Origin of the sequence: Enterococcus sp. DIV0800 (genome assembly GCF_050559735.1) — a bacterium.
In the GTDB taxonomy this organism is placed as follows: Bacteria; Bacillota; Bacilli; order Lactobacillales; family Enterococcaceae; genus Enterococcus_A; species Enterococcus_A devriesei.
The window spans coordinates 1,664,643-1,685,067 of sequence record NZ_CP187898.1; the positions used below are offsets into that span (position 1 = coordinate 1,664,643).

At 40.4% G+C, this 20,425-nt stretch carries 20 protein-coding genes; 2 read left to right on the top strand and 18 right to left on the bottom strand.

What is annotated here, in order from left to right; all coding sequences use genetic code 11:
- Positions 1-3 precede the first annotated feature (3 nt).
- From fabZ to IGI54_RS08210, 15 genes are all read right to left on the bottom strand, one after another.
- Positions 4-426, bottom strand: coding sequence for a 3-hydroxyacyl-ACP dehydratase FabZ (gene fabZ, locus IGI54_RS08140; protein ID WP_071860958.1), 423 nt, complete (start codon positions 424-426; stop codon positions 4-6).
- Between the two features lie 22 nt (positions 427-448).
- Positions 449-907, bottom strand: coding sequence for an acetyl-CoA carboxylase biotin carboxyl carrier protein (gene accB / locus IGI54_RS08145; RefSeq protein ID WP_430620412.1), 459 nt, complete (start codon positions 905-907; stop codon positions 449-451).
- Between the two features lie 2 nt (positions 908-909).
- Positions 910-2,136: a beta-ketoacyl-ACP synthase II gene (gene fabF / locus IGI54_RS08150; RefSeq protein ID WP_430620413.1), complete on the bottom strand. Its 1,227-nt coding sequence runs from the start codon at positions 2,134-2,136 to the stop codon at positions 910-912.
- Between the two features lie 17 nt (positions 2,137-2,153).
- On the bottom strand, positions 2,154-2,885 hold the full coding sequence (fabG, locus tag IGI54_RS08155; protein ID WP_071860955.1) for a 3-oxoacyl-[acyl-carrier-protein] reductase: 732 nt from the start codon (positions 2,883-2,885) through the stop codon (positions 2,154-2,156).
- Between the two features lie 47 nt (positions 2,886-2,932).
- Positions 2,933-3,859 (bottom strand): ACP S-malonyltransferase, encoded by a 927-nt coding sequence (fabD, locus tag IGI54_RS08160; protein WP_430620414.1) that lies wholly within the window; start codon positions 3,857-3,859, stop codon positions 2,933-2,935.
- A gap of 64 nt (positions 3,860-3,923) precedes the next feature.
- Complete coding sequence (locus tag IGI54_RS08165; RefSeq protein WP_071860953.1) at positions 3,924-4,151, bottom strand: acyl carrier protein; 228 nt, start codon at positions 4,149-4,151, stop codon at positions 3,924-3,926.
- Between the two features lie 51 nt (positions 4,152-4,202).
- The gene (locus IGI54_RS08170) at positions 4,203-5,162 is read right to left on the bottom strand and encodes a beta-ketoacyl-ACP synthase III (RefSeq protein ID WP_430620415.1); all 960 of its coding nucleotides are present in this window, start codon (positions 5,160-5,162) and stop codon (positions 4,203-4,205) included.
- On the bottom strand, positions 5,159-5,599 hold the full coding sequence (fabT, locus tag IGI54_RS08175; RefSeq protein WP_071860951.1) for a fatty acid biosynthesis transcriptional regulator FabT: 441 nt from the start codon (positions 5,597-5,599) through the stop codon (positions 5,159-5,161). Before fabT ends, IGI54_RS08170 begins: the two co-directional genes overlap by 4 nt.
- A 258-nt stretch (positions 5,600-5,857) precedes the next feature.
- Complete coding sequence (locus IGI54_RS08180; RefSeq protein ID WP_216430636.1) at positions 5,858-7,021, bottom strand: SAM-dependent methyltransferase; 1,164 nt, start codon at positions 7,019-7,021, stop codon at positions 5,858-5,860.
- A gap of 164 nt (positions 7,022-7,185) precedes the next feature.
- Positions 7,186-7,416, bottom strand: a complete 231-nt coding sequence (locus tag IGI54_RS08185; protein ID WP_010740403.1) for a YkuJ family protein — start codon at positions 7,414-7,416, stop codon at positions 7,186-7,188.
- A 110-nt stretch (positions 7,417-7,526) separates the two neighbouring features.
- The gene (locus IGI54_RS08190) at positions 7,527-8,420 is read right to left on the bottom strand and encodes an NAD(P)-dependent oxidoreductase (RefSeq protein ID WP_430620416.1); all 894 of its coding nucleotides are present in this window, start codon (positions 8,418-8,420) and stop codon (positions 7,527-7,529) included.
- 32 nt (positions 8,421-8,452) lie between these two features.
- Complete coding sequence (locus tag IGI54_RS08195) at positions 8,453-9,691, bottom strand: glycosyltransferase family 4 protein (RefSeq protein ID WP_379945685.1); 1,239 nt, start codon at positions 9,689-9,691, stop codon at positions 8,453-8,455.
- Between the two features lie 15 nt (positions 9,692-9,706).
- Positions 9,707-10,750 (bottom strand): glycosyltransferase, encoded by a 1,044-nt coding sequence (locus tag IGI54_RS08200; RefSeq protein WP_430620417.1) that lies wholly within the window; start codon positions 10,748-10,750, stop codon positions 9,707-9,709.
- 161 nt (positions 10,751-10,911) lie between these two features.
- Entirely contained in the window at positions 10,912-12,639 is a 1,728-nt protein-coding gene (ptsP, locus tag IGI54_RS08205; protein ID WP_430620418.1) for a phosphoenolpyruvate--protein phosphotransferase, read from the bottom strand.
- Positions 12,639-12,905: a phosphocarrier protein HPr gene (locus IGI54_RS08210; RefSeq protein WP_067623808.1), complete on the bottom strand. Its 267-nt coding sequence runs from the start codon at positions 12,903-12,905 to the stop codon at positions 12,639-12,641. Before IGI54_RS08210 ends, ptsP begins: the two co-directional genes overlap by 1 nt.
- 432 nt (positions 12,906-13,337) lie before the next feature.
- Here IGI54_RS08210 and IGI54_RS08215 point away from each other — a divergent pair, with 432 nt between their 5' ends.
- Positions 13,338-15,557 carry an AAA family ATPase gene (locus IGI54_RS08215; protein WP_430620419.1) on the top strand — a complete coding sequence of 740 codons (2,220 nt, stop codon included), beginning with the start codon at positions 13,338-13,340 and terminating at the stop codon, positions 15,555-15,557.
- A 156-nt stretch (positions 15,558-15,713) separates the two neighbouring features.
- Complete coding sequence (locus IGI54_RS08220; protein ID WP_071860944.1) at positions 15,714-16,010, top strand: DUF1827 family protein; 297 nt, start codon at positions 15,714-15,716, stop codon at positions 16,008-16,010.
- Between the two features lie 60 nt (positions 16,011-16,070).
- On the opposite strand, the gene IGI54_RS08225 is transcribed toward IGI54_RS08220, so the two are convergent.
- The 3 genes from IGI54_RS08225 to IGI54_RS08235 form a co-directional block, all read right to left on the bottom strand.
- Complete coding sequence (locus tag IGI54_RS08225) at positions 16,071-17,648, bottom strand: peptide chain release factor 3 (RefSeq protein WP_137613507.1); 1,578 nt, start codon at positions 17,646-17,648, stop codon at positions 16,071-16,073.
- A gap of 153 nt (positions 17,649-17,801) precedes the next feature.
- Positions 17,802-19,178, bottom strand: coding sequence for a hemolysin family protein (locus IGI54_RS08230; RefSeq protein WP_071860942.1), 1,377 nt, complete (start codon positions 19,176-19,178; stop codon positions 17,802-17,804).
- 110 nt (positions 19,179-19,288) lie between these two features.
- Complete coding sequence (locus IGI54_RS08235) at positions 19,289-20,413, bottom strand: AI-2E family transporter (RefSeq protein ID WP_430620420.1); 1,125 nt, start codon at positions 20,411-20,413, stop codon at positions 19,289-19,291.
- Positions 20,414-20,425 lie beyond the last annotated feature (12 nt).

Genomic DNA, 20,425 nt, shown 5'->3' on the forward strand with positions numbered 1-20,425 from the left:
CATCTATCCAATCATGAAAGTCAGTTCTGCTTCGGCTACTTTTTTACCATCGACATAGGCGATGCCTTTGCCGCAGCCAGCTGAAGAACGGACTTTTGTTAATTCAACTTCTAAGATTAAAGTGTCGCCAGGCACTACTTTCTTACGGAACTTCGCTTTATCGATCCCGCCAAAGTAAGCTGTTTTCCCTTTAAAATCTTCCATTGATAATAATGCGACCGCACCGGCTTGGGCCATCGCTTCAACAATTAATACACCCGGCATTACTGGTTCATGAGGAAAATGTCCTTGGAAAAAGGGTTCATTGACGGAAACATTTTTCTTCGCTTTGATGCTTTTTCCTGCTTCTAATTCTTCTACACGATCAATCAATAACATCGGATAGCGATGTGGGATGATTTCTTTAATTTCTTCAATCGTTAACATATCTTATTTGCTCCAATCTGAATTAATTAATACGGAACAAAGGCTGTCCGTATTCAACTACATCTTCGTTTTCAACCAAGATTTCAGTGATCGTTCCATCGAATTCACTGGTGATCTCATTCAATAATTTCATTGCTTCAATGATACAAACCGTCTCACCTTGTTTTACCGTCTCACCCACCGATTTAAAGGCTGGTTGCTCTGGTGAGGGCTGTAAATAGACGATTCCAACGATCGGTGATGTAATCACTTGACCTTCGCCAGTGTTTTTAACAGTTGGCGCACTTTCTTCCTCTGTGTTAGTCGCTGGAACTGGTGCCGCTGTCTCAGCGACCGGCTCCGGTTGTGCAGGTGCCACTGTTTGACGACTCGTTTGATTTTTATTCATATACAATTCAAAGCTGCCTTCTCGCAAATCAAACTCGGTTAAGTTTGAATCGTTAAACTGATTCAGCAGTTCTTTGACTTCATTGATTTCCATGCTTATGCCTCCCAGCGTTTCAAGCAGATCACAGCGTTGTGTCCGCCAAAGCCTAGAGAATTGCTTACTGCGTAATTGACAGCTGTTTCTTTAGCTTCATTGATCACAACATTGGCTTTGACTTCTGGATCGACTTCTTGGATATTTGCAGTTGGTGGAATAAATTGATGTTGCAAGGCCATCAGTGATGCTACGGCTTCCACACCGCCGGCTCCGCCTAATAAATGTCCGGTCAATGATTTTGTACTGCTGACATAAGCATTTTCTGTCAAAGCCGCTTCAATTGCTTTACTTTCTGCTTTGTCATTAGCTTGGGTACTCGTACCATGAGCGTTCACGTAATTGACTTCTGCTGGTTCAATGCCCGCTTCTTTGACTGCTTCTGTGATTGCCCGAGCCGCGCCTTCGCCGTCTGGTGACGGTGCCGTCATATGGTAAGCATCACAAGTTGCGCCATAACCAACGATCTCGCCTAAAATAGTCGCGCCGCGTTTTTGGGCATGTTCTAACGATTCAAGCACTAAAACACCAGCGCCTTCACCCATTACAAAGCCATCACGCTCTTTATCAAAAGGAATTGACGCGCGTGTCGGATCTTCTGAAGTGCTTAAAGCCGTTAAAGCCGCAAAGCCAGAAATCCCAATTTTATTGATACAAGACTCTGCCCCGCCGGCAATAATCACATCGGAATAACCGTGTTTAATATTACGGAAGGCTTCACCGATAGAATGCGTTCCACTGGCACAAGCCGTTACGGTACTCGTACAAATTCCCTTTGCTCCAATTCGTAGCGCGACATTTCCAGCCGCCATATTCACGATAGCAAGTGGGACGAACATTGGTGAAACACGACCCGGTCCTTTAGCATCCATTTTGATGACTTGGTCTTGAATCGTTCCTAAGCCTCCAACACCAGAACCGATCATCACGCCGAAACGTTCCATATCTTCTTCTTCCGTGTTAATCCCGCTCATTTCTAACGCTTCAAGCGCTGAATAGATTGCATACAGTGAGTATGTTTCCATCCGTTTCGTATCTTTTTTAACAAAATATTTTTCTAAAGGAAATTCTTTGACTTCACCAGCTAAAGTAATGCCAGTTTCACTAGCATCAAAGCGTGTGATTGGTCCAAAACCATGATTTCCTGCTTTTAAATTCTTTAAAAATGTTTCTTCATCATTACCAATTGGTGAGGCAACACCAAAGCCTGTAATTACGACACGATTCATTTTCTTCCGTCCTTTCTTTACATGACCATTCCGCCATCAACGTTCAAGACTTGACCGGTGATGTAGCTGTTTTGCGCTAAGAACAACGCGGCATTTGCCACGTCTTCCACACTGCCGAAGCACTTCAGCGGAATTTGACCTTCCATTTGTTCTTTGACTTTATCATTTAATTCATCTGTCATATCTGTTTTGATAAATCCTGGAGCGATCGCGTTGCACGTGATCCCACGGGGCGCGACTTCTCTAGCGACCGCTTTAGTAAAACCAATCACACCGGCCTTACTGGCGGCATAGTTGCTTTGACCAACATTGCCGATCAAGCCGACAACGCTGGAAAGATTGATAATGACGCCCGCACGTTTTTTCATCATTTGTTTCAAGACTTGTTGGGTCATGTTAAATGTCCCCTTCAAGTTGATGTCTAATACCGCGTCAAAATCTTCCGGCTTCATTCGTAAAAGTAGCTGGTCTTTTGTGATCCCCGCATTGTTGATCAAGACATCGATCGTCCCTAAATTGGTTTCACAGTCTTTGATCATTTTCCCTGCGTCTTCAAAAGAACTGATGTCGCCGCAAATAGTCGTACATTTTACCCCAAAGGCTTCGATCTCAGCAATTTTTTCTGCTGGAATCTCTTTCCGACCATTCAAAACGATATTTGCGCCGGCTTTGGCGAAAGCTTTCGCGATGCCCCAGCCGATTCCGCGACTGCTGCCGGTAATAAAGACAGTTTTATTTGTTAGTTCCATTCGGACCTCCTAATTCATTCGGTTGTTCATCTCATCATTCGGATCAATCATTCAGTTAAAAAGTCAATCGTCTCAGCCAAGGTTTTGGCGTCTTCCACTCGACTAGTAGCTAAGCTACGGTCAATTTTTTTGATAAAGCCCGTTAATGTTTTCCCTGGACCAATCTCAACCAATTGCGTCACACCAAGCTCTTTCAAGGTCATGACACTATCACTAAAGCGCACTGGCGACATCACTTGCTTCGTCAGCAACGAAACGATTTCTGCTTGCGGCATCATTTTTGCGGTAGTGTTTGAAATGACTGGAAGCTCCATTTCTTTAAAAGAAATTGTCTGCAAGACTTCGTTTAATCGCTTGCTGGCTGGTTCCAACAATGCCGTGTGGAATGGACCGCTGACATTTAGCGGGATCATCCGTTTTGTTCCCGCCGCTTGCAATAATTCTTCCGCCTTTTCGACTGCGGCGACTTCGCCGCCAATCACGATCTGTTGCGGAGTATTATAGTTTGCTGGCGAAACAATTCCTAAAGCCGAGGCTTCACGGCAACACGCTTCAATCACTTCAGCGTCTGTATTCATGACCGCTACCATTTTCCCGCTACCAGTCGGGGCTGCCTCACTCATAAATTGTCCCCGTTGATGAACTAACTGAACAGCGTCGCTAAAAGTTAATGCGCCTGAGGCAACTAAGGCCGTATACTCCCCTAAGCTTAAGCCTGCAACAGCATCTGCTTGAAAACCTTTTTCCTTCAATACGCGTAAAAAGGCGGTGCTGACTGTCAAGATCGCTGGCTGTGTATACTTAGTTTCATTTAGCTGATCGTTCTCTTCAAAGCACAATTCCTCCATCGAGAAGCCTAAAAGATCACTAGCCTCTTCGAAAGTTTCCTTTACGCTTTTTTCTTGTTGATATAACTCTTTACCCATTCCGACATATTGCGCGCCTTGCCCGCTGAACAAGAATGCTGTTTTCATGATCGTCTCCTAATAGCAGGAAAGGCCAGGCCTTACGCCTAGCCTTTTCCCGAAATTTTATTAATTAAGCGTTTTGTTGTTTTTCAACGTATTCAACTAAATCTTTTACTGTTTTGATGCCGTCTTCTGTTTCGATCTTCACGTCAAATTCGTCTTCGATTTCGTTGATGATTTGGAATAAATCTAAGCTATCTGCTTCTAAGTCTTCTTGGATGTTCGTTTCCAATTTCACTTCGTCTTTCTCTACTCCTAGTTCTTCCACGATGATGTCTTGAATTTTTTCGAATGTCATAAGTTGTTTCCTCCGATAATTTTAAGTTTTAGTTTTATATTTTTAACAAACTTACAGCTGGATCAATAGGTTGCCCCATGCCAATCCGCCGCCGTAGCCTGTCAATACCACTTTTTGATTGCTGTTTAAGCTTAGAACCCCTGCTTCAACGAGCTCATCCAATAAAATCGGAATACTCGCCGCTGAAGTATTCCCGTAGTTCATTAAATTCATCGGAAATTTTTCAATCGGTTCTTTCATTTTGCGAGCGATTTTCTCAATGATTCGTTTATTGGCTTGATGCAGTAAATAATAATCTGCAGATTCTTCACCGATAAATTCTTTCAAACTTTTAGTCACGTCATTTAAAGCGAAATTCCAAATTCCACGGCCATCCATGGCTAAAGCTGTACTAATTTCAGGACCATCATGGAAAACATTACTGTTCAGCCGAAAACCAGCAGTCAACGCATTTGCTCGTTCCCCGTCTGCTCGCAGCATTTGCTTTATAATAGAAGCTTCTTCACTAGCTTCCAATAAAACACCTGCGGCTCCGTCGCCGAAAAGAACGGCTGAAGACCGATCCTGCCAGTCTAAAAGCTTCGATGTTTTCTCGCCGCCGATGACGATTCCTCGCTGCATCCCGCCACGCATAAAATTCTCCGCAGTCGCTAACGCATAGACAAATCCTGCACAAGCCGCTGCTACATCAAAAGCCATCGCGTTGTTCGCGCCCAGCTGACCTTGCACCTGACAAGCAACTGAAGGCGAGGTGTAATCCGGTGACATCGTAGCCACAATAATAAAGTCTAAACTCAACGGATCAATTTCGGTTTTGGCAATCAACTTTTCCGCCACTTTGTAACACAAATCAGAAGTATTTTCAGCCTCTGCTATATGGCGTTGTCTGATTCCTGTACGTGATTGAATCCATTCATCTGAGGTGTCCATCCATTCAGCTAAGTCGTCATTAGTGACAATTTTTTCAGGTAGATAACGGGCTGTCGCACGAATTTTTCCGAAGCTCATCATTTTATCTCCTCTAAATAACTAAATAGATTGACTAACGCTTTTAGGAATACTTCCTGCTCATCCGTATCCAAATCCTTAATGGCACGTTTTACCATCTCATGATGAAAATGCTGATGAATCCGAAATACGAGTCTGCCCTTTTTAGTCAAGCCCAACTTCACTACCCGGCGATCATCTTCACTACGGATTCGTTCAACGTAGCCTTTTTTCACTAAACGATTGATCGAGGTTGTAAGTGTACCGACTGTCACCAATAATTCTCTAGCGACTTCAGTGGTGGTTTTCTTCTTATACATCCCGATCGCGTCGATGGTGTGCATCTCAGTAATCGTCAAATCACTAAATTGCGATTTCTTTAGTTCGTTTTCTTCAATCGACAAGACGTCGTTGAAAATTGAAACTAAATAGGTATTCAGTTCTTCCCAGTTTCTTTCCATGTCATCACCTAATTAGTTTGATTATCAAATCATTTGATGTTCAAACTATATCTTATTTTTTTTCTGAATGCAACAAGATTTTTTCAATTAATTAAAAATTAATGATTGACGCAAAAGATCAATCAATTGTCATTTATTATAATACTTTGGTAATCAAAGTATATTGATAGAAATTTTTAGCTTTATTGAGCGATATCCCAGCTTTCTCAAAAAAAGAAGAGTTAGCTGTTGGAATACAGCTAACTCTTCTTTTTTAATTTAAACATTCCGATGCATTGGAACGTTATTATTATTTGGATGAACCAGTAAATACTGAATGACATCAATATTACTAGCTTGGAATGAAGCGGCACAGGCTTGTAAGTACAAATCCCACATTCGGTAAAAGGCTTCATCCTTTTGTTCCATCACTTGTTCAGCGACTTGATGGAAATTTTGTGTCCAATGTTCCAAAGTCAATTGATAATCACGGCGCAAACTTTCTAGATCGATCAATTGCAGATTATTTTCAGTGATATGCCCAACGAGTTCTGTCACACCGGGAATATAGCCCCCTGGGAAAATGTATTGGTTGATCCAGGCATTCGTTGCCCCACCTTGTTGGCGACTGATTCCATGAATCAGCGCGGTCCCATTCGGTGCTAAATGATTTTCCACTACTTTGAAATATTCTTGCAGATTCTCTCCGCCAACATGCTCGAACATCCCAACACTAGTGATATGGTCAAAGCTTCCATTCAAATCACGATAATCCAGCAATTCAACTGAGACGCTATCTTCTAGCTGCTCTTCTTTGATAATTGCTTGGATATGCTGGTACTGCTCTTCGCTCAAAGTAATCCCTTTAGCTTTTACTTTGTATTCCTTCGCAGCAGTAAAAATCAGCGTTCCCCAACCACAACCAATATCTAATAATGTTTCTCCAGGCTGGATAAATAATTTATCCAAAATGTGATGCACTTTATTGATTTGCGCTTGCTCTAAGCTATCCTCTGGTGTTTCAAAATAAGCGCAAGAATAAGTTAGTGTCCGATCCAACCACAGCTCATAAAAATCATTGCCTAAATCATAGTGGCTATGAATATCGTGAGCGGACTGTTTTTTTGTATGCTTTTCTTTTGGCAGCCATTTTTTAAAATTCGTATTATGGAAAAAACCATTTGCCTGATTGTAAACGTCGTAAATCAACGCTTGCAGATTACCTTCGATTTCGATCTTCTTTTCCATGTATGCTTCACCTAATGCTAAGGAAGCATTATTGATTAATTCCTTTACCGGAATCTTCTCATTGAAAATAATTTTAAAGACCGTTTCTCCTTCAGAACTCCCGTATTCTTTTACCGAACCATCCCAAAAAGTAACTTCTGTTTTCTGAGAAAAAGACGGTTTAAATAATTGATTATAAACTTCTTTATCTAACATAACATTGCCTCCCATATGATATCTTCTGACTAAAGGAAGATAATTTCAAAAGATATGGCCTTGGTTTTGGCAAAAAAAAGGAATTCCTCATGAATTTATAATTAAAAATAAGCTGAAAGCCTTTACGAAAAAATCAAACAACAAAAAAAACGGGTTTCCCCGTTTTATTGAATCAAGTCATAAATTTCCATAGCAACGATATCAATGTTATCAAATTGATAAGATTGTTTACTGTCGCTTTCGGTTAATTCGAATGTTTCTGTCGTATTATCATAAGTTACAGTACATTTCTCTACGCCTTCTTTTTCAAAACGACGTAATTGTACTTCATTATCAGTTGATTCAGTCATAGCTTCTAAGCGTTTAATAATGGCAACTAATTGTGAATGTTTCATCTAGATGCCCCCCTTCTTCTCAATTCTGTCTTATTGTATCAAATCCAATCGTATCTTGCATTGATTTTCATCAATTAATTTATGAATTTTTCGCTAAATCTAACTTAAGATTACGACCACCATAGTTTGATCAAAGCTTGAGTCCCGTCATTTTCAAATCCTTTATCGGCTAAACGCTCATAAAGCTCCGTCGCTAATTTTGTTGCAGGCAAATCTAACTGCATTTTTTCTGCTTCATCTAAAGCGATTTTTAAGTCTTTAATAAAATGCTTAACGAAGAAACCAGCGCTGTAATCTTCTTTTAGGATCCGTGGCGCATAGTTCGCCATCGACCAGTTTTGGGCTGCTCCACCGCCTAATGTCGCTAGAACTTTCTCCATCTCTAAATTCGCCGCTTTCGCGTAGACCAACATTTCGGTCATTCCAGTCATAGTTCCCGCGATCATAATTTGATTGGCCATCTTTGTATGTTGCCCTGCTCCAGCTGTACCTTGCAACGAATAACTTTTACCCATGATCTCAAATAGTGGTACAACCTGATCATAGGTCGCTTGATCACCACCGACCATAATTGTTAAAGTCGCATTTTGCGCACCAAGATCGCCACCTGATACCGGTGCATCTAATGCTGCCGCTCCCCGTTCTTGGGCTGTCTGATAAATTTTTCCCGCTAAAGTCGGTGTAGATGTCGTTAAATCAACAAAAATTTTATTATTACTTTCAACTGAAAAAATTCCCTTTGCACCATAATAAATTTCTTCTACATCGCTAGGGTAGCCCACCATTGAAAAAATAATCTCACTGACTGCAGTAACTTCTCCAGGAGTGTCCTGCCAAACTGCGCCTTGTTTAACTAATTCATCCGTTTTGCTTTTCGTCCGATTATAAACGGCCACTTCATGTCCTGCTGCTAAAAAATGTTTAACGATGGATTTTCCCATCACGCCTGTTCCGATAAATCCGATTTTCATTCCACTAACCTCCACATAAAAGAATAAATCCATCTCCAGTATACATCAAGAGATGGATTTCGCCTTTACTTATCCTCGCTATTTTTTAATGAAGCAATCCGAACCCGCATTTTCCGAACCGTTCGCTTCGGCAATCGTTCTTCATCATGATTTTCTCCATAGTAATGGATCAATTCTTGATAGAAGGTAAAAATTTCAGAGCCAAAACGTTCGGCGGAGATCTCGATCAGTTTTTTAGCCTGAATCGCCGGGTCCATCTTAATCTGCTGTTGAATATAATGAATCAATGTATCACTAAAATCTTCATCCTGCTCAAAAGTAGCACCTAATGTTTCATGATCGATTAATTGGTTCAAGTAGTCATTTCCTTCTACCACACATTGGGTGCCAGAAGCAATCGCTTCAGCGTAGGTTAACCCTTGTGTCTCAGAAGTCGAGGCGCTAACAAAATAATCTGCCGCATGGTAATAACAAGCAACATCCTCATGGGGTACTTCACCAGTAAATTGAACATACTTTTGAACCCCTAATTGCTCCACTAATTCTTCTAACTCATCACGATAAGGTCCTTTACCGACGATCACTAGCCGCGCGTTAGGAAAGCTCATCAGAACTTCCGGGAATTGCTCAACGATAACGTGAATGTTTTTTTCATAAGAGATTCGACTCAGCGATAAAATCATCAATTCTCCATTTTTAATGCCTAATTTTTCACGTAAGGCTTCGGTTTCGACAGAAGTAATATCTGGCCGGATAAAGCGCCCAACTTCGATGCCTGTCGGAATAATCTTCATAGGGACATCCACTTCATAGCGTTTTAACGTATCCACCACTCGTTGGCTAGGACAGACAACCCCTGTAGAGTGATTGACGAACATTTTAATAAAGTGTTTTACATGGGTAGGCCGAACGACTTTCCCGTTAGCGATATAATGCAAATAATCCTCATACATAGTGTGGTACGTATGAACGACCGGAATACGTAAACGATTGGCGACCATTTTCCCTAAAAATCCAGCACCAAATTCGGTATGGGTATGAATAATTTCTAAATCTAATTCTTTCGCGATTTGGTAAGCGAACCAAATCCCTCTTACCACGATCCTACGATCCGTAAAAGAGACGAAGGGAACACTCGGCATCCGTACGATATCTTTTTCAAAATCCTCTGCTTCAGGATCAGTCGTAGTAAAAATATAAACTTCATGTCCTTGGCTTTCTAACTGTTCTTTTAACGTTTTAATTGAAGTAGCTACCCCGCTGACTTGGGGAAAATAAGTGTCTGTAAAAAAACCGATCCGCACGTCAAAACCTCCAAACTATTTTGTGACCTTTGAATATATTTGATGATCGTAAGGTAATTGCAAGACTGCCTGATAAACCGTCTTCAATTCTTGCCCAATTTCCGTAATACTTTTAGCTTGCGCGGTTTTAAAACCAGCTAAAGTTAAATTAGGCAGCCGATGATTGACTAACTGACGAATCAACTCTTCGAATTCCTGATTGTTATTACCCATATAACAATTCTGCTGATCCTGCATCCATCCTTGATAGACTGGAATATTCCTCAATAGGACTTGCTGCTGACTGGCCAACGCTTCGAGAACCACGATTCCTTCCGTTTCTTCGTAAGAAGGAAAGAAAAAGAGATCTGCACCAGAATAGGCTCCTTCAATCAAATCGCCATTGATATAGCCAGGGAACAACACATTGGCTGGATGATCTTTTTTAACGATGCGGCGGATATTCGCCGGAATCGAAAGCATGGGAACAGCACCAAACCAGATAAACGTATATTCAGGCATTTTTTGGGCGATCTCAACGAAGTCTTTGATTCCTTTACGTTCGAAAAATAGACCGACACAGATAACGACCTTTTGCGTTTCGCTTAAATGAAAATGTTTGCGAAAGGCGGCTTCTTTATATTCATCAGGGTAATATCTTTTTAAATCAATCCCATTTGAAATGGCTGCGATAGGCTGCCTCAAGCCATAATTACGTAATAATTTTTTTGAATACGGTGTAGGAGTGATCAGGTGATCTGCCATTCCATACAAGCCCACGAGCCATTTTTTTACTAGCGGAGCGAGTTGGTTAGAACCGACAAATGAATTCCGAAAATCCTCTTCAGTCGAATGCGCATGGTAAATCACCTTTTTACCCATTTTTTTGGCTTTTCGCGCTAAGTGATAGCTTTTCAAACCATACGTATTAATATGTAAGATATCATAATCAGTCGCATTAGGATCTAGGGTATATTCGATCCCAGCAGATGCCAACGCTCTTTTTTGATGACTGAGCGCTCGACCAATCCCAGATCTTCCGATAACATTCTGACCTTCAAAATAAAGTAAAATTTTCATAAACTGCCCCCTCAAAAACAAATCAATTATATCATAAGGCTTCCCGCTTTATCTCAACCTATGGTCTGATTTTAAGGAATTCAAAGAAACAAATAATTACTGAATACAAAAAAAGAAGCCGTAAAAGGAACAAATCTTTTTACGGCTTCTTTATACAAAATTTATTTTACGTATTCTTCAACTAAAGCTTGAACTTCTTCCATTGTATCGCATTCTTTCAATGCTTTGTCAGCTAATTCAGCCATCTTAGTTGTAGTTAGACGTTTCATCAAGCTACGAGTTCTAAGAATAGAAGTCGCACTCATTGAGAATTCATCTAAGCCCATACCCATTAATAATGGAACAGCAGTTTGATCGCCAGCCATTTCGCCACACATACCAGCCCATTTACCTTCAGCGTGCGCTGCATCAATGACGTTCTTGATCAAACGTAAGATTGATGGGTTGTATGGTTGGTAAAGATATGAAACGCGTTCGTTCATACGGTCAGCTGCCATTGTATATTGGATCAAATCATTGGTTCCAACGCTGAAGAAGTCTACTTCTTTCGCGAACTTATCAGCTAAAACAGCTGCAGCAGGAATTTCGATCATGATTCCGACTTGGATTGTGTCAGAAACCTTCAGGCCTTCTTTGACCAATTTTTCTTTTTCTTCTTCGTACAATTTCTTCGCCGCACGGAATTCCTTCAATGTAGCGACCATTGGGAACATGATACGCAAGTTACCATGAACAGAGGCACGTAACAATGCGCGTAATTGCGTACGGAACATGTCATCGCCCAATTCAGATAAGCTGATACGTAATGCACGGTAACCCAAGAATGGATTCATTTCGTGAGGTAAAGTCAAGTAAGGTAATTCTTTATCTCCACCGATATCCATTGTCCGAACAACGACTGGTTTGTCACCCATGCCTTCTAAAACGGCTTTGTAAGCTTCAAATTGATCGTCCTCGGTTGGGAAATCTGAAGAGTCCATGTATAGGAACTCGGTACGATACAAGCCGATCGCTTCAGCGCCATTGTTATGAACGCCTTCAAGATCTTTTGGTGTACCGATATTTGCTGCTAATTCAAAGTGTTTACCGTCAGCAGTCACTGTTTCAGCATTTTTAAGTTTTTCCCACTCTGCTTTTTGAGCAGCGTAAGCTTCACCGGCTTTTTTGTATTCAGCTGCTTGATCATCCGTTGGGTTCACAATTGTTTCCCCAATGATTCCGTTTACCGCTAGAACATCGCCTTCTTTAACTTTAGAAGTGATTTCTTTGGTTCCTACGATTGCAGGAATTTCTAATGAACGAGCCATGATCGCTGAATGCGATGTACGTCCGCCAATATCAGTAACGAAGGCTTTTACAAAGTTTTTATCTAATTGCGCGGTATCACTTGGAGTAAGGTCATGCGCGACAACGATAACTTCTTCGTCAATCATTGATGGATCAGGTAAAGTAACACCCAAAAGGTGTGCCAATACACGTTTTGTAACGTCGCGGATATCCGCTGCACGTTCTTGCATATAAGCGTTGTCATCCATCGCCTCGAACATGCCGATATACATATCAGTAACTTCTTTAAGTGAGCTTTCAGCGTTCACTTTGTTGTCTTGGATATGTTGTTTAATTTGACCAATCATTTCTGGATCTGAAAGAACCATTAAATGAGCATCAAAAACTTGTGCTTCTTCTTCACCTAAGCTTTTCGCTGCTTTATCCCGAATTTTTTCTAATTCAGCAGAAGAAGCCGCCAAAGCGTCGTCTAAACGCTTTTCTTCGGCAGCAGTGTCTTCTACAGTATTTTGTTTGAAAGATAAATCCGGTTGTACTAGCAGATAAGCTTTTGCAACGGCTACGCCATCACTTGCGGCAATACCTTTTAGTAATTCAACCATTATTCAGATAATCCTTCCTTTTTCATTGTTTCTTCAATAGCTTCCATTGCTTCTTTTTCGTCAGCACCTTCAGCAGAGATAACAACGTCAGAACCTTGGCCAACACCTAGAGACATTACGCCCATAATTGATTTAAGGTTAACTGATTTCCCTTTATACTCTAAATTGATATCAGAGTTAAATTTGCTTGCAGCTTGCACTAATAAAGTTGCAGGACGTGCATGAATCCCTGTTTCTGCTACTACGTGAAAATCTTTTTTTTCCATATTGACCGTTCTCCTTTATAAAAAAAATGTTTTTTTATGTTAGGGCTTTAATGATAACAAAGACAATTTTGGGCCCTTCATTTCCTTAGATTACCATTTTTTTGCACTTGATACAACAATTTTAATCGATTTATTCAAGCTGAATGTATGCCCTTTCTTAAAATATCTTAGCTAGTTCTTCTACCTATTGATTTTCTTTGTTTTCATTTTTATTACATAACACGGAGGTGTCACAAAAACCTTCCAGGCAACGTTTTAGCACTCTCTCTGCTTGATTGCTAATTTTTGAGACAAACTGTTTGCTTTTATTTTAAATCACGCTATAATAAATTCATGGTCAGTGATAGTCAAACTATTGACCAGCGTATCTTTTTACGAGATTCGCTTACTCGATGTACAATAGAAACAACAAGTATAGAAAGGGTGAAAAAGATGCTTTGCCAAAATTGTCACGAAAATGAAGCAACGATTCATTTATATGCAAATGTTAATGGACAGCGAAAGCAATTAGATTATTGCCAAAGTTGCTATCAAAAATTGAAGAATCAAGCTGGAGGTGCGCCACAAATGGCAGGAAATGATCCTTTTGGTTTTGGAAGTTTAGACGATTTGTTCCGCTCAATGTCGCAACAAATGCAACAACGACAAGGCGCTGCAGATCAAACACCACCGACTCAATTTGGTGGTGGAAATGGAATGAACAATCAACCCCCTCGCGGAAATGGCGGCGGTGGTTTACTTGATGAGTACGGCATTAATATCACCGGTCAAGCACGTGAAGGTAATATTGATCCCGTAGTTGGACGAGATGATGAGATTCAGCGAGTGATTGAAATTTTAAATCGCCGGACAAAAAACAATCCCGTTTTAATCGGTGAACCTGGTGTTGGTAAAACAGCTGTAGTTGAAGGTTTAGCTCAAAAAATCGTCAACGGCGATGTACCACAGAAATTAATGGACAAAGAAGTCATTCGTTTAGACGTCGCTTCGCTCGTTCAAGGGACCGGAATCCGCGGACAATTTGAAGAACGGATGAAAAAACTAATCGACGAAATTCGCCAAGCTGAAAACATTATTCTTTTCATTGACGAAGTGCATGAAATTGTCGGCGCTGGTGCTGCCGGTGATGGCAACATGGATGCTGGAAATATTCTAAAGCCAGCGTTAGCTCGAGGCGAATTACAAATGGTTGGCGCTACGACTTTAAATGAGTACCGGATCATTGAAAAAGACGCCGCTTTAGAACGTCGGATGCAACCTGTTCGCGTCGAAGAACCTTCTGTTCAAGAAACAATCGAGATTTTGAAAGGCTTGCAACCTCGCTATGAAGATTATCATCATGTAAAATATACTGAGGATGCCATCAAAGCAGCGGCTGAACTTTCAAATCGTTACATCCAAGATCGCTTCTTACCCGACAAAGCCATCGACTTATTAGATGAAACAGGTTCGAAGAAGAATTTAACGATCCAAATCGTCGATCCAAAAACGATCGAAAAGAAATTAGCTGAAGCAGAACAACAAAAGTCTCAAGCTTCTAAAGAAGAAGATTTTGAAAAAGCTGCTTACTACCGTGATCAAATTAATAAATTGCAAACAATGAAAGATCGCCAATTAACCGATGAAGAAACACCGGTCATCACTGAAAAAGATATGGAACAAATCGTTGAAAAACGAACTGGTATTCCAGTTGGCGAATTAAAAGAAAAAGAACAAACACAATTGAAGAATCTATCTGAAGATTTGAAGCATCACGTCATCGGACAAGATGAAGCAGTTGAAAAGGTCGCGAAAGCCATTCGCCGTAATCGGGTTGGTTTAAATAAGAAAAACCGTCCAATCGGTTCGTTCCTATTCGTGGGACCTACGGGTGTTGGTAAAACAGAATTAGCCCGTCAGTTAGCTGAAGAATTATTTGGCTCAAGTGATTCAATGATTCGTTTTGACATGAGTGAATACATGGAAAAACACAGCGTCTCTAAATTGATTGGTTCACCTCCGGGCTATGTTGGCTATGAAGAAGCCGGTCAATTAACTGAGCAAGTCCGTCGTCATCCATACAGCTTGATTTTGTTAGACGAAATCGAAAAAGCCCATCCGGATGTGCTGCATATGTTCTTGCAAATCCTTGACGATGGCCGCTTGACCGATTCTCAAGGTCGGACAGTCAGCTTTAAGGACACAATCATTATTATGACAAGTAATGCTGGAACTGGTAAAATCGAAGCCAATGTTGGTTTTGGTGCTGCTCGTGACGGCATAACCCGTTCGGTCTTAGGTCAACTAAAAGATTTCTTTGCACCAGAATTCTTGAACCGTTTCGATGCAATTGTCGAGTTCAGTTCATTGTCGAAAGAAAACTTGATGAAGATCGTATCATTGATGTTAGACGATGTGAATGAAATGTTAGCTTCACAAAAAATTACCATCGATGTACCAGACAATGTCAAAGCAAAATTGGTTGACTTAGGCTACGATCCAGCAATGGGAGCTCGCCCACTTCGTCGGACGATCCAAGAAACAATTGAGGACGGCGTTGCCGAATTCTATCTTGATCATCCAACCATTACTGAATTAAAAGCGAAACTGGATAAAGAAGATCATATCGTCATTACATCAAAGCCTGAACGATTGGCTAAAGAAGATAAGTAACTGTGAAAAAAGGATTCCCGCAAAACGCGGGAATCCCTTTTCTCTCTGTAAATTTTTTTAATTTATTCATCTATTTCGAGCAATTTCCTTCTTTTTTTTTAATAATTTTTATATAATTATCTTATAACGTATTCTGTTGGAAGAAGGTGTTTCGCGATGAAACTTATCAATGTTACAAATAGTCATTCTCGAATGGTCTATAATCAATTGGAGAATACCGATGCAAATATGATTAAAGTCTACACGATTGGTAACACAACCGTGATCTATACAGATGCCTATAAACATGCTGAGATAGTTCTCAAAAATAAGAATCGAAACATATTACCCACCGAAGTTGAATTTGTACATAAATACTTTAAGCGTAAATTAAACGACGGTACCTATGATTTTGAAAACATTTCGTACTTAGAATCACCAGGATTAATTGAGATGTCGATAAAAAAGAGTTGAAGCTAAAATTAGCTTCAACTCTTTTTGTTTATACGCCATTATTGGTGCAATAGACTTTTTCTACATCAAGCTCTTCAATTCTACATCTGGGTACTTATCCGCAAACCAACGCATCGCAAATTGATTTTCGAATAAGAATAGTGGTTGATCGAAGCGGTCCTTCGCTAAAATATTCCGACTAGAACTCATGCGTTCATCTAATTGTTCTGGATCAATCCAGCGAGCGATTTTATTTCCCATTGGCGTCATGACAACTTCGGCGTTGTATTCGTTCAGCATCCGATATTGAAAGACTTCAAACTGCAATTGACCCACTGCACCGATAATATATTCATCCGTCAAATAGGTCTTGTATAATTGGATCGCGCCTTCTTGAACGAGTTGATAAATTCCTTTATGGAAGGATTTTTGCTTCATCACATTTTTAGCAGTGACTTTCATGAATAGCTCCGGTGTAAATGAAGGCAATTCTTCATAAGCGACCTTTAATTTTCCTTCATATATCGTATCACCAATCTGATAGTTCCCGGTATCATAGACCCCGATAATATCTCCTGCCACGGCTTCTTCTACATTTTCTCTGGCATCAGCCATAAATTGCGTGACATTACTCAATTTCATTTTCTTCGCTGTCCGGCCTAAAAAGACATCCATCCCCCGCTCAAAAGTTCCTGAGCAAACACGAACGAAAGCGATTCGATCACGATGATTTGGATTCATATTAGCTTGGATCTTAAAGACAAAGCCGGAAAATTCTTCTTCATAAGGTGAAACAGCTTCACCCTCTTCAGTTTTATGGGCATGTGGTTTTGGGGCTAAGTCTACAAAAGATTCTAAAAAGGTTTCAACCCCAAAATTCGTTAAAGCTGAGCCGAAGAAGACAGGGGTTTGATCGCCACGACCAATTTTTTCAAGATCAAATTGATCGCCTGCTTCTCGAACGAGCTCAACTTCCCCTAAAACATCTTCATAAATCGACTTTTCTTTTAACGGATGGGCTCCTGCGATTTCGCCATCAGTCAGCTTAACAAAGCGTTCGCCTTCGTATTGTTCTGGGCGATAAAATTCGATCCGTTCATTGTAGATATCATATAAACCCTCCAACCCTTTCCCCATGCCGATCGGCCAATTCATTGGATAGGATTCGATGTCTAATAATTCTTCTAGCTCTTCCAATAATTCCAAAGGTTCACGACCGTCACGGTCTAATTTATTAATGAAGGTAAAAATCGGAATGCCACGACGTTTAACGACTTGGAAAAGTTTTTTCGTTTGGGCCTCAATCCCTTTGGCGCTATCAATTACCATGACGGCACTATCGACCGCCATTAAAGTACGATAGGTATCTTCTGAAAAATCTTCGTGTCCCGGGGTATCCAAAATATTGACTCGTTTGCCGTCAAAATCAAACTGCATCACCGAACTGGTCACTGAGATCCCACGTTGTTTTTCGATGTCCATCCAGTCGGATTTCGCAAAGTTTCCCGTTTTTTTACCTTTAACAGTTCCGGCTTGACGGATCGCGCCGCCGAATAATAATAATTGTTCAGTAATCGTCGTTTTACCAGCATCCGGGTGGGAAATAATGGCAAACGTGCGACGACTGTCCACTTGTTGTTTTAAATTAGGATTGTTCATATTATTGCTCCATTCATCTAGCTAGTCTCTTTAAAATTTCAACCCAATCAGTATAGCATGGATTTTACTTGCTTGAAAAGTTGAATCGTTTTTTGTTGTGATCTATTACAAAAAGAAAACACTCTGCTATGCAGAATGTTTTCTTCGTCCTTGTTAGCGTCTTGGTTCGTCGTCATCGAAGTCTTTCGTAAATAAACGACGTTCCTCTTCAGGCTCGGCATTTTCATGCTCTTCAGGATGGAAAATCGCTCGCAAGGTCAAGACGCGAGAGCCTTCCATTTCTTCTGAGATCAAAGTTAAATCATCCACATCAAAGGACAACTTCTCACCTTCGTCAGGAATCGTTCCCAAGGCGGTGATCAAGTAGCCCGCCATCGTGTCGACATCACTCATATGCAAGTTTAACCCAAATTCTTCGTTAAACTCGTCGATCAGCATTTTGCCGTTAATCAAGTATTCGTTGTCGCCAACTTTTTCATAAAGTTTTTCGACTTCATCAGATTCGTCGTCGATTTCGCCAACGATTTCTTCCAATAAATCTTCAAGGGTTACTAACCCTACCATACCACCATACTCGTCTAAGAGAATCGACATTTGGTTTTGAGTTTTCTTTAATTCATAAAGCAGGTCGTCAATGAAGATCGTTTCTGGCACAAATAACGGTTCTTGCAAGATTTTTTGCAATTGTACGTTTTCAAAGCCGAATTGACGCGCTGATTTTAACAAGGTCTTCGTATGTAAAATTCCGACTACCTTATCTTTATCCTCATCGTAAACGGGAATTCTTGAATAACTTTCATTCAAGATCTCATCGATGTTTTCCAATACAGGATCATTGATATCGATCATAAACGAATCCGTCCGTGGAACCATAACTTCGCGAGCAACTTTGGTGTCTAGCGAGAAAACACCTTGAAGCATTTCGATTTCGTCATTATCCAATACGCCTTCTGTCTCTAACATATATCGCATTTCATCACGAGTCATTTTCGTGTCTTCATCATCAAAAGTCATCGGCGTGATTTTCGCCAAAAGATTGGTTGAAGCCGTCAATAACCAAACAAATGGTTTTGTAATTATTCCTAGCATGCGCACAACGCCGGAAGTAAACTGAGCAACTTCTTCTGTTTTAGTCATGGCAATCCGCTTGGGGTACAATTCTCCAAATACAATCGAAACATAGGTCAATAATATCATGACGATTACAGTAGCTAGAGTCTTGGCTACCGCACTACCGCCTAAAACTGGTGCCAAACGAGCAGACAATCCATCTGCCAAAGATGCCCCTGACAAGATATTTACTAAAGTAATCCCAACTTGGATCGTTGATAAAAAATTATTTGGATCATGGATAATCTGCAATAATTTCTTCGACTTGGGATTTCCCTCATCCGCTTTTTGTTCTACCCGGTTTTTATTGACCGACACCACCGCGATTTCAGCCGCAGCTAGAAATCCGTTGATTAACGTTAATACGACTAATAAACTTAGTTGTAAAATTAACGACTGACTATCGGGGTCAGCATTCATAATTGCATTCGCTCCTTAATTTAAAGTGTAAAAAAAGTGGCACAAAGGCCACGATAAAATCGTATCACATCGATTGTTTTTATGCAATCTTTATCAAGCATGACCGACCCTTAACTTAGAAATTCCTGTTCCCGCTCTTCTTGTTTCGTTTGTCTAAAGATTTTTGCGATAAAGACGATGATCGTCCGTAAAATCGCATATACCGGCACGCCTAGAAAGACACCTAGAATGCCCGCCAAATTTCCAGCAACTAACAAGATCAAAATAATCGTCAAAGGATGAATATTTAAAGACTTGCCAATGACATTAGGATAAATCACGTTGCCGTCGATCTGTTGAACAATGATAACCACTATCACACATAATAATGCTTTATAAGGTGAATCAAAGAAGGTATAGATCAAAGCTGGCGCTAATCCAAGATAAGGACCTAAATAAGGAATCAAGTTCGTTAAACCGGCAATCACACCGAATAAAAAGGCATAATCAACACCAATTAATAAGTATCCTAAAAAAGTAAAGGTTCCAACGAATAAGCACTCAATTGCTTGGCCGCTAATGTAATCGGACAAGGTCTTATTCAACTGCTTCAATAAGCCATTGATGTTTTCCCGCTGTTTTTCAGGGAACACTTTCTCGACATTCGGTACTAGTTTCTCACCGTCTTTCAGCATGTAAAAAAGAATAAACGGAACCGTGATCAATAATAAAACGACTGTCGTAATTTTCCCAATTAAAGAACCTAAACTATTGGTTAGCCCGCCTAGAAATTGTTGCAGCAGATTTCCCGCTGATACATCAAAATTACTAATATACTTATCGACATCCAATTCTTTAAAAAGTGGAAACCGAGTGGCGTTATTTGCCGCTTCCTGCAGCCACGTTTGCATATTGTTGACAAAACCGGGGATATTCTTCGCCAAAGAAACCAACTGATCAACTAAATTTGGAATAACACTCATAAAAACTAATACAATGATAGCAATCAATAAAATGAAGATCAGCGCGATCGCCGGCAGCCGCTTCACACCTAATTTCATTAATAAATTAACCAGCGGATTCAATAAGTAATACAAAAAGCCGGCAATCAAGATCGGCGCAAATAGCGTCGTGAAAAATGTCCCGATCGGTTGAAAAATAAAATCGATTTTTGATGAGACTAAAATAAAGGTGGCGATAATCAAAATCTCCACAGACCAAAACATTAATTTTGAATTTCTAATTTTCTCAAACATCCATCTACTCCT

Coding starts and splice junctions, on each gene's coding strand:
- fabZ (WP_071860958.1), bottom strand. CDS start 426: ATGTTAACGATTGAAGAAATTAAAGAAATCATCCCACATCGCTATCCG.
- accB (WP_430620412.1), bottom strand. CDS start 907: ATGGAAATCAATGAAGTCAAAGAACTGCTGAATCAGTTTAACGATTCA.
- fabF (WP_430620413.1), bottom strand. CDS start 2,136: ATGAATCGTGTCGTAATTACAGGCTTTGGTGTTGCCTCACCAATTGGT.
- fabG (WP_071860955.1), bottom strand. CDS start 2,885: ATGGAACTAACAAATAAAACTGTCTTTATTACCGGCAGCAGTCGCGGA.
- fabD (WP_430620414.1), bottom strand. CDS start 3,859: ATGAAAACAGCATTCTTGTTCAGCGGGCAAGGCGCGCAATATGTCGGA.
- IGI54_RS08165 (WP_071860953.1), bottom strand. CDS start 4,151: ATGACATTCGAAAAAATTCAAGACATCATCGTGGAAGAACTAGGAGTA.
- IGI54_RS08170 (WP_430620415.1), bottom strand. CDS start 5,162: ATGATGAGCTTCGGAAAAATTCGTGCGACAGCCCGTTATCTACCTGAA.
- fabT (WP_071860951.1), bottom strand. CDS start 5,599: ATGGAAAGAAACTGGGAAGAACTGAATACCTATTTAGTTTCAATTTTC.
- IGI54_RS08180 (WP_216430636.1), bottom strand. CDS start 7,021: ATGTTAGATAAAGAAGTTTATAATCAATTATTTAAACCGTCTTTTTCT.
- IGI54_RS08185 (WP_010740403.1), bottom strand. CDS start 7,416: ATGAAACATTCACAATTAGTTGCCATTATTAAACGCTTAGAAGCTATG.
- IGI54_RS08190 (WP_430620416.1), bottom strand. CDS start 8,420: ATGGATTTATTCTTTTATGTGGAGGTTAGTGGAATGAAAATCGGATTT.
- IGI54_RS08200 (WP_430620417.1), bottom strand. CDS start 10,750: ATGAAAATTTTACTTTATTTTGAAGGTCAGAATGTTATCGGAAGATCT.
- ptsP (WP_430620418.1), bottom strand. CDS start 12,639: ATGGTTGAATTACTAAAAGGTATTGCCGCAAGTGATGGCGTAGCCGTT.
- IGI54_RS08210 (WP_067623808.1), bottom strand. CDS start 12,905: ATGGAAAAAAAAGATTTTCACGTAGTAGCAGAAACAGGGATTCATGCA.
- IGI54_RS08215 (WP_430620419.1), top strand. CDS start 13,338: ATGCTTTGCCAAAATTGTCACGAAAATGAAGCAACGATTCATTTATAT.
- IGI54_RS08220 (WP_071860944.1), top strand. CDS start 15,714: ATGAAACTTATCAATGTTACAAATAGTCATTCTCGAATGGTCTATAAT.
- IGI54_RS08225 (WP_137613507.1), bottom strand. CDS start 17,648: ATGAACAATCCTAATTTAAAACAACAAGTGGACAGTCGTCGCACGTTT.
- IGI54_RS08230 (WP_071860942.1), bottom strand. CDS start 19,178: ATGAATGCTGACCCCGATAGTCAGTCGTTAATTTTACAACTAAGTTTA.
- IGI54_RS08235 (WP_430620420.1), bottom strand. CDS start 20,413: ATGTTTGAGAAAATTAGAAATTCAAAATTAATGTTTTGGTCTGTGGAG.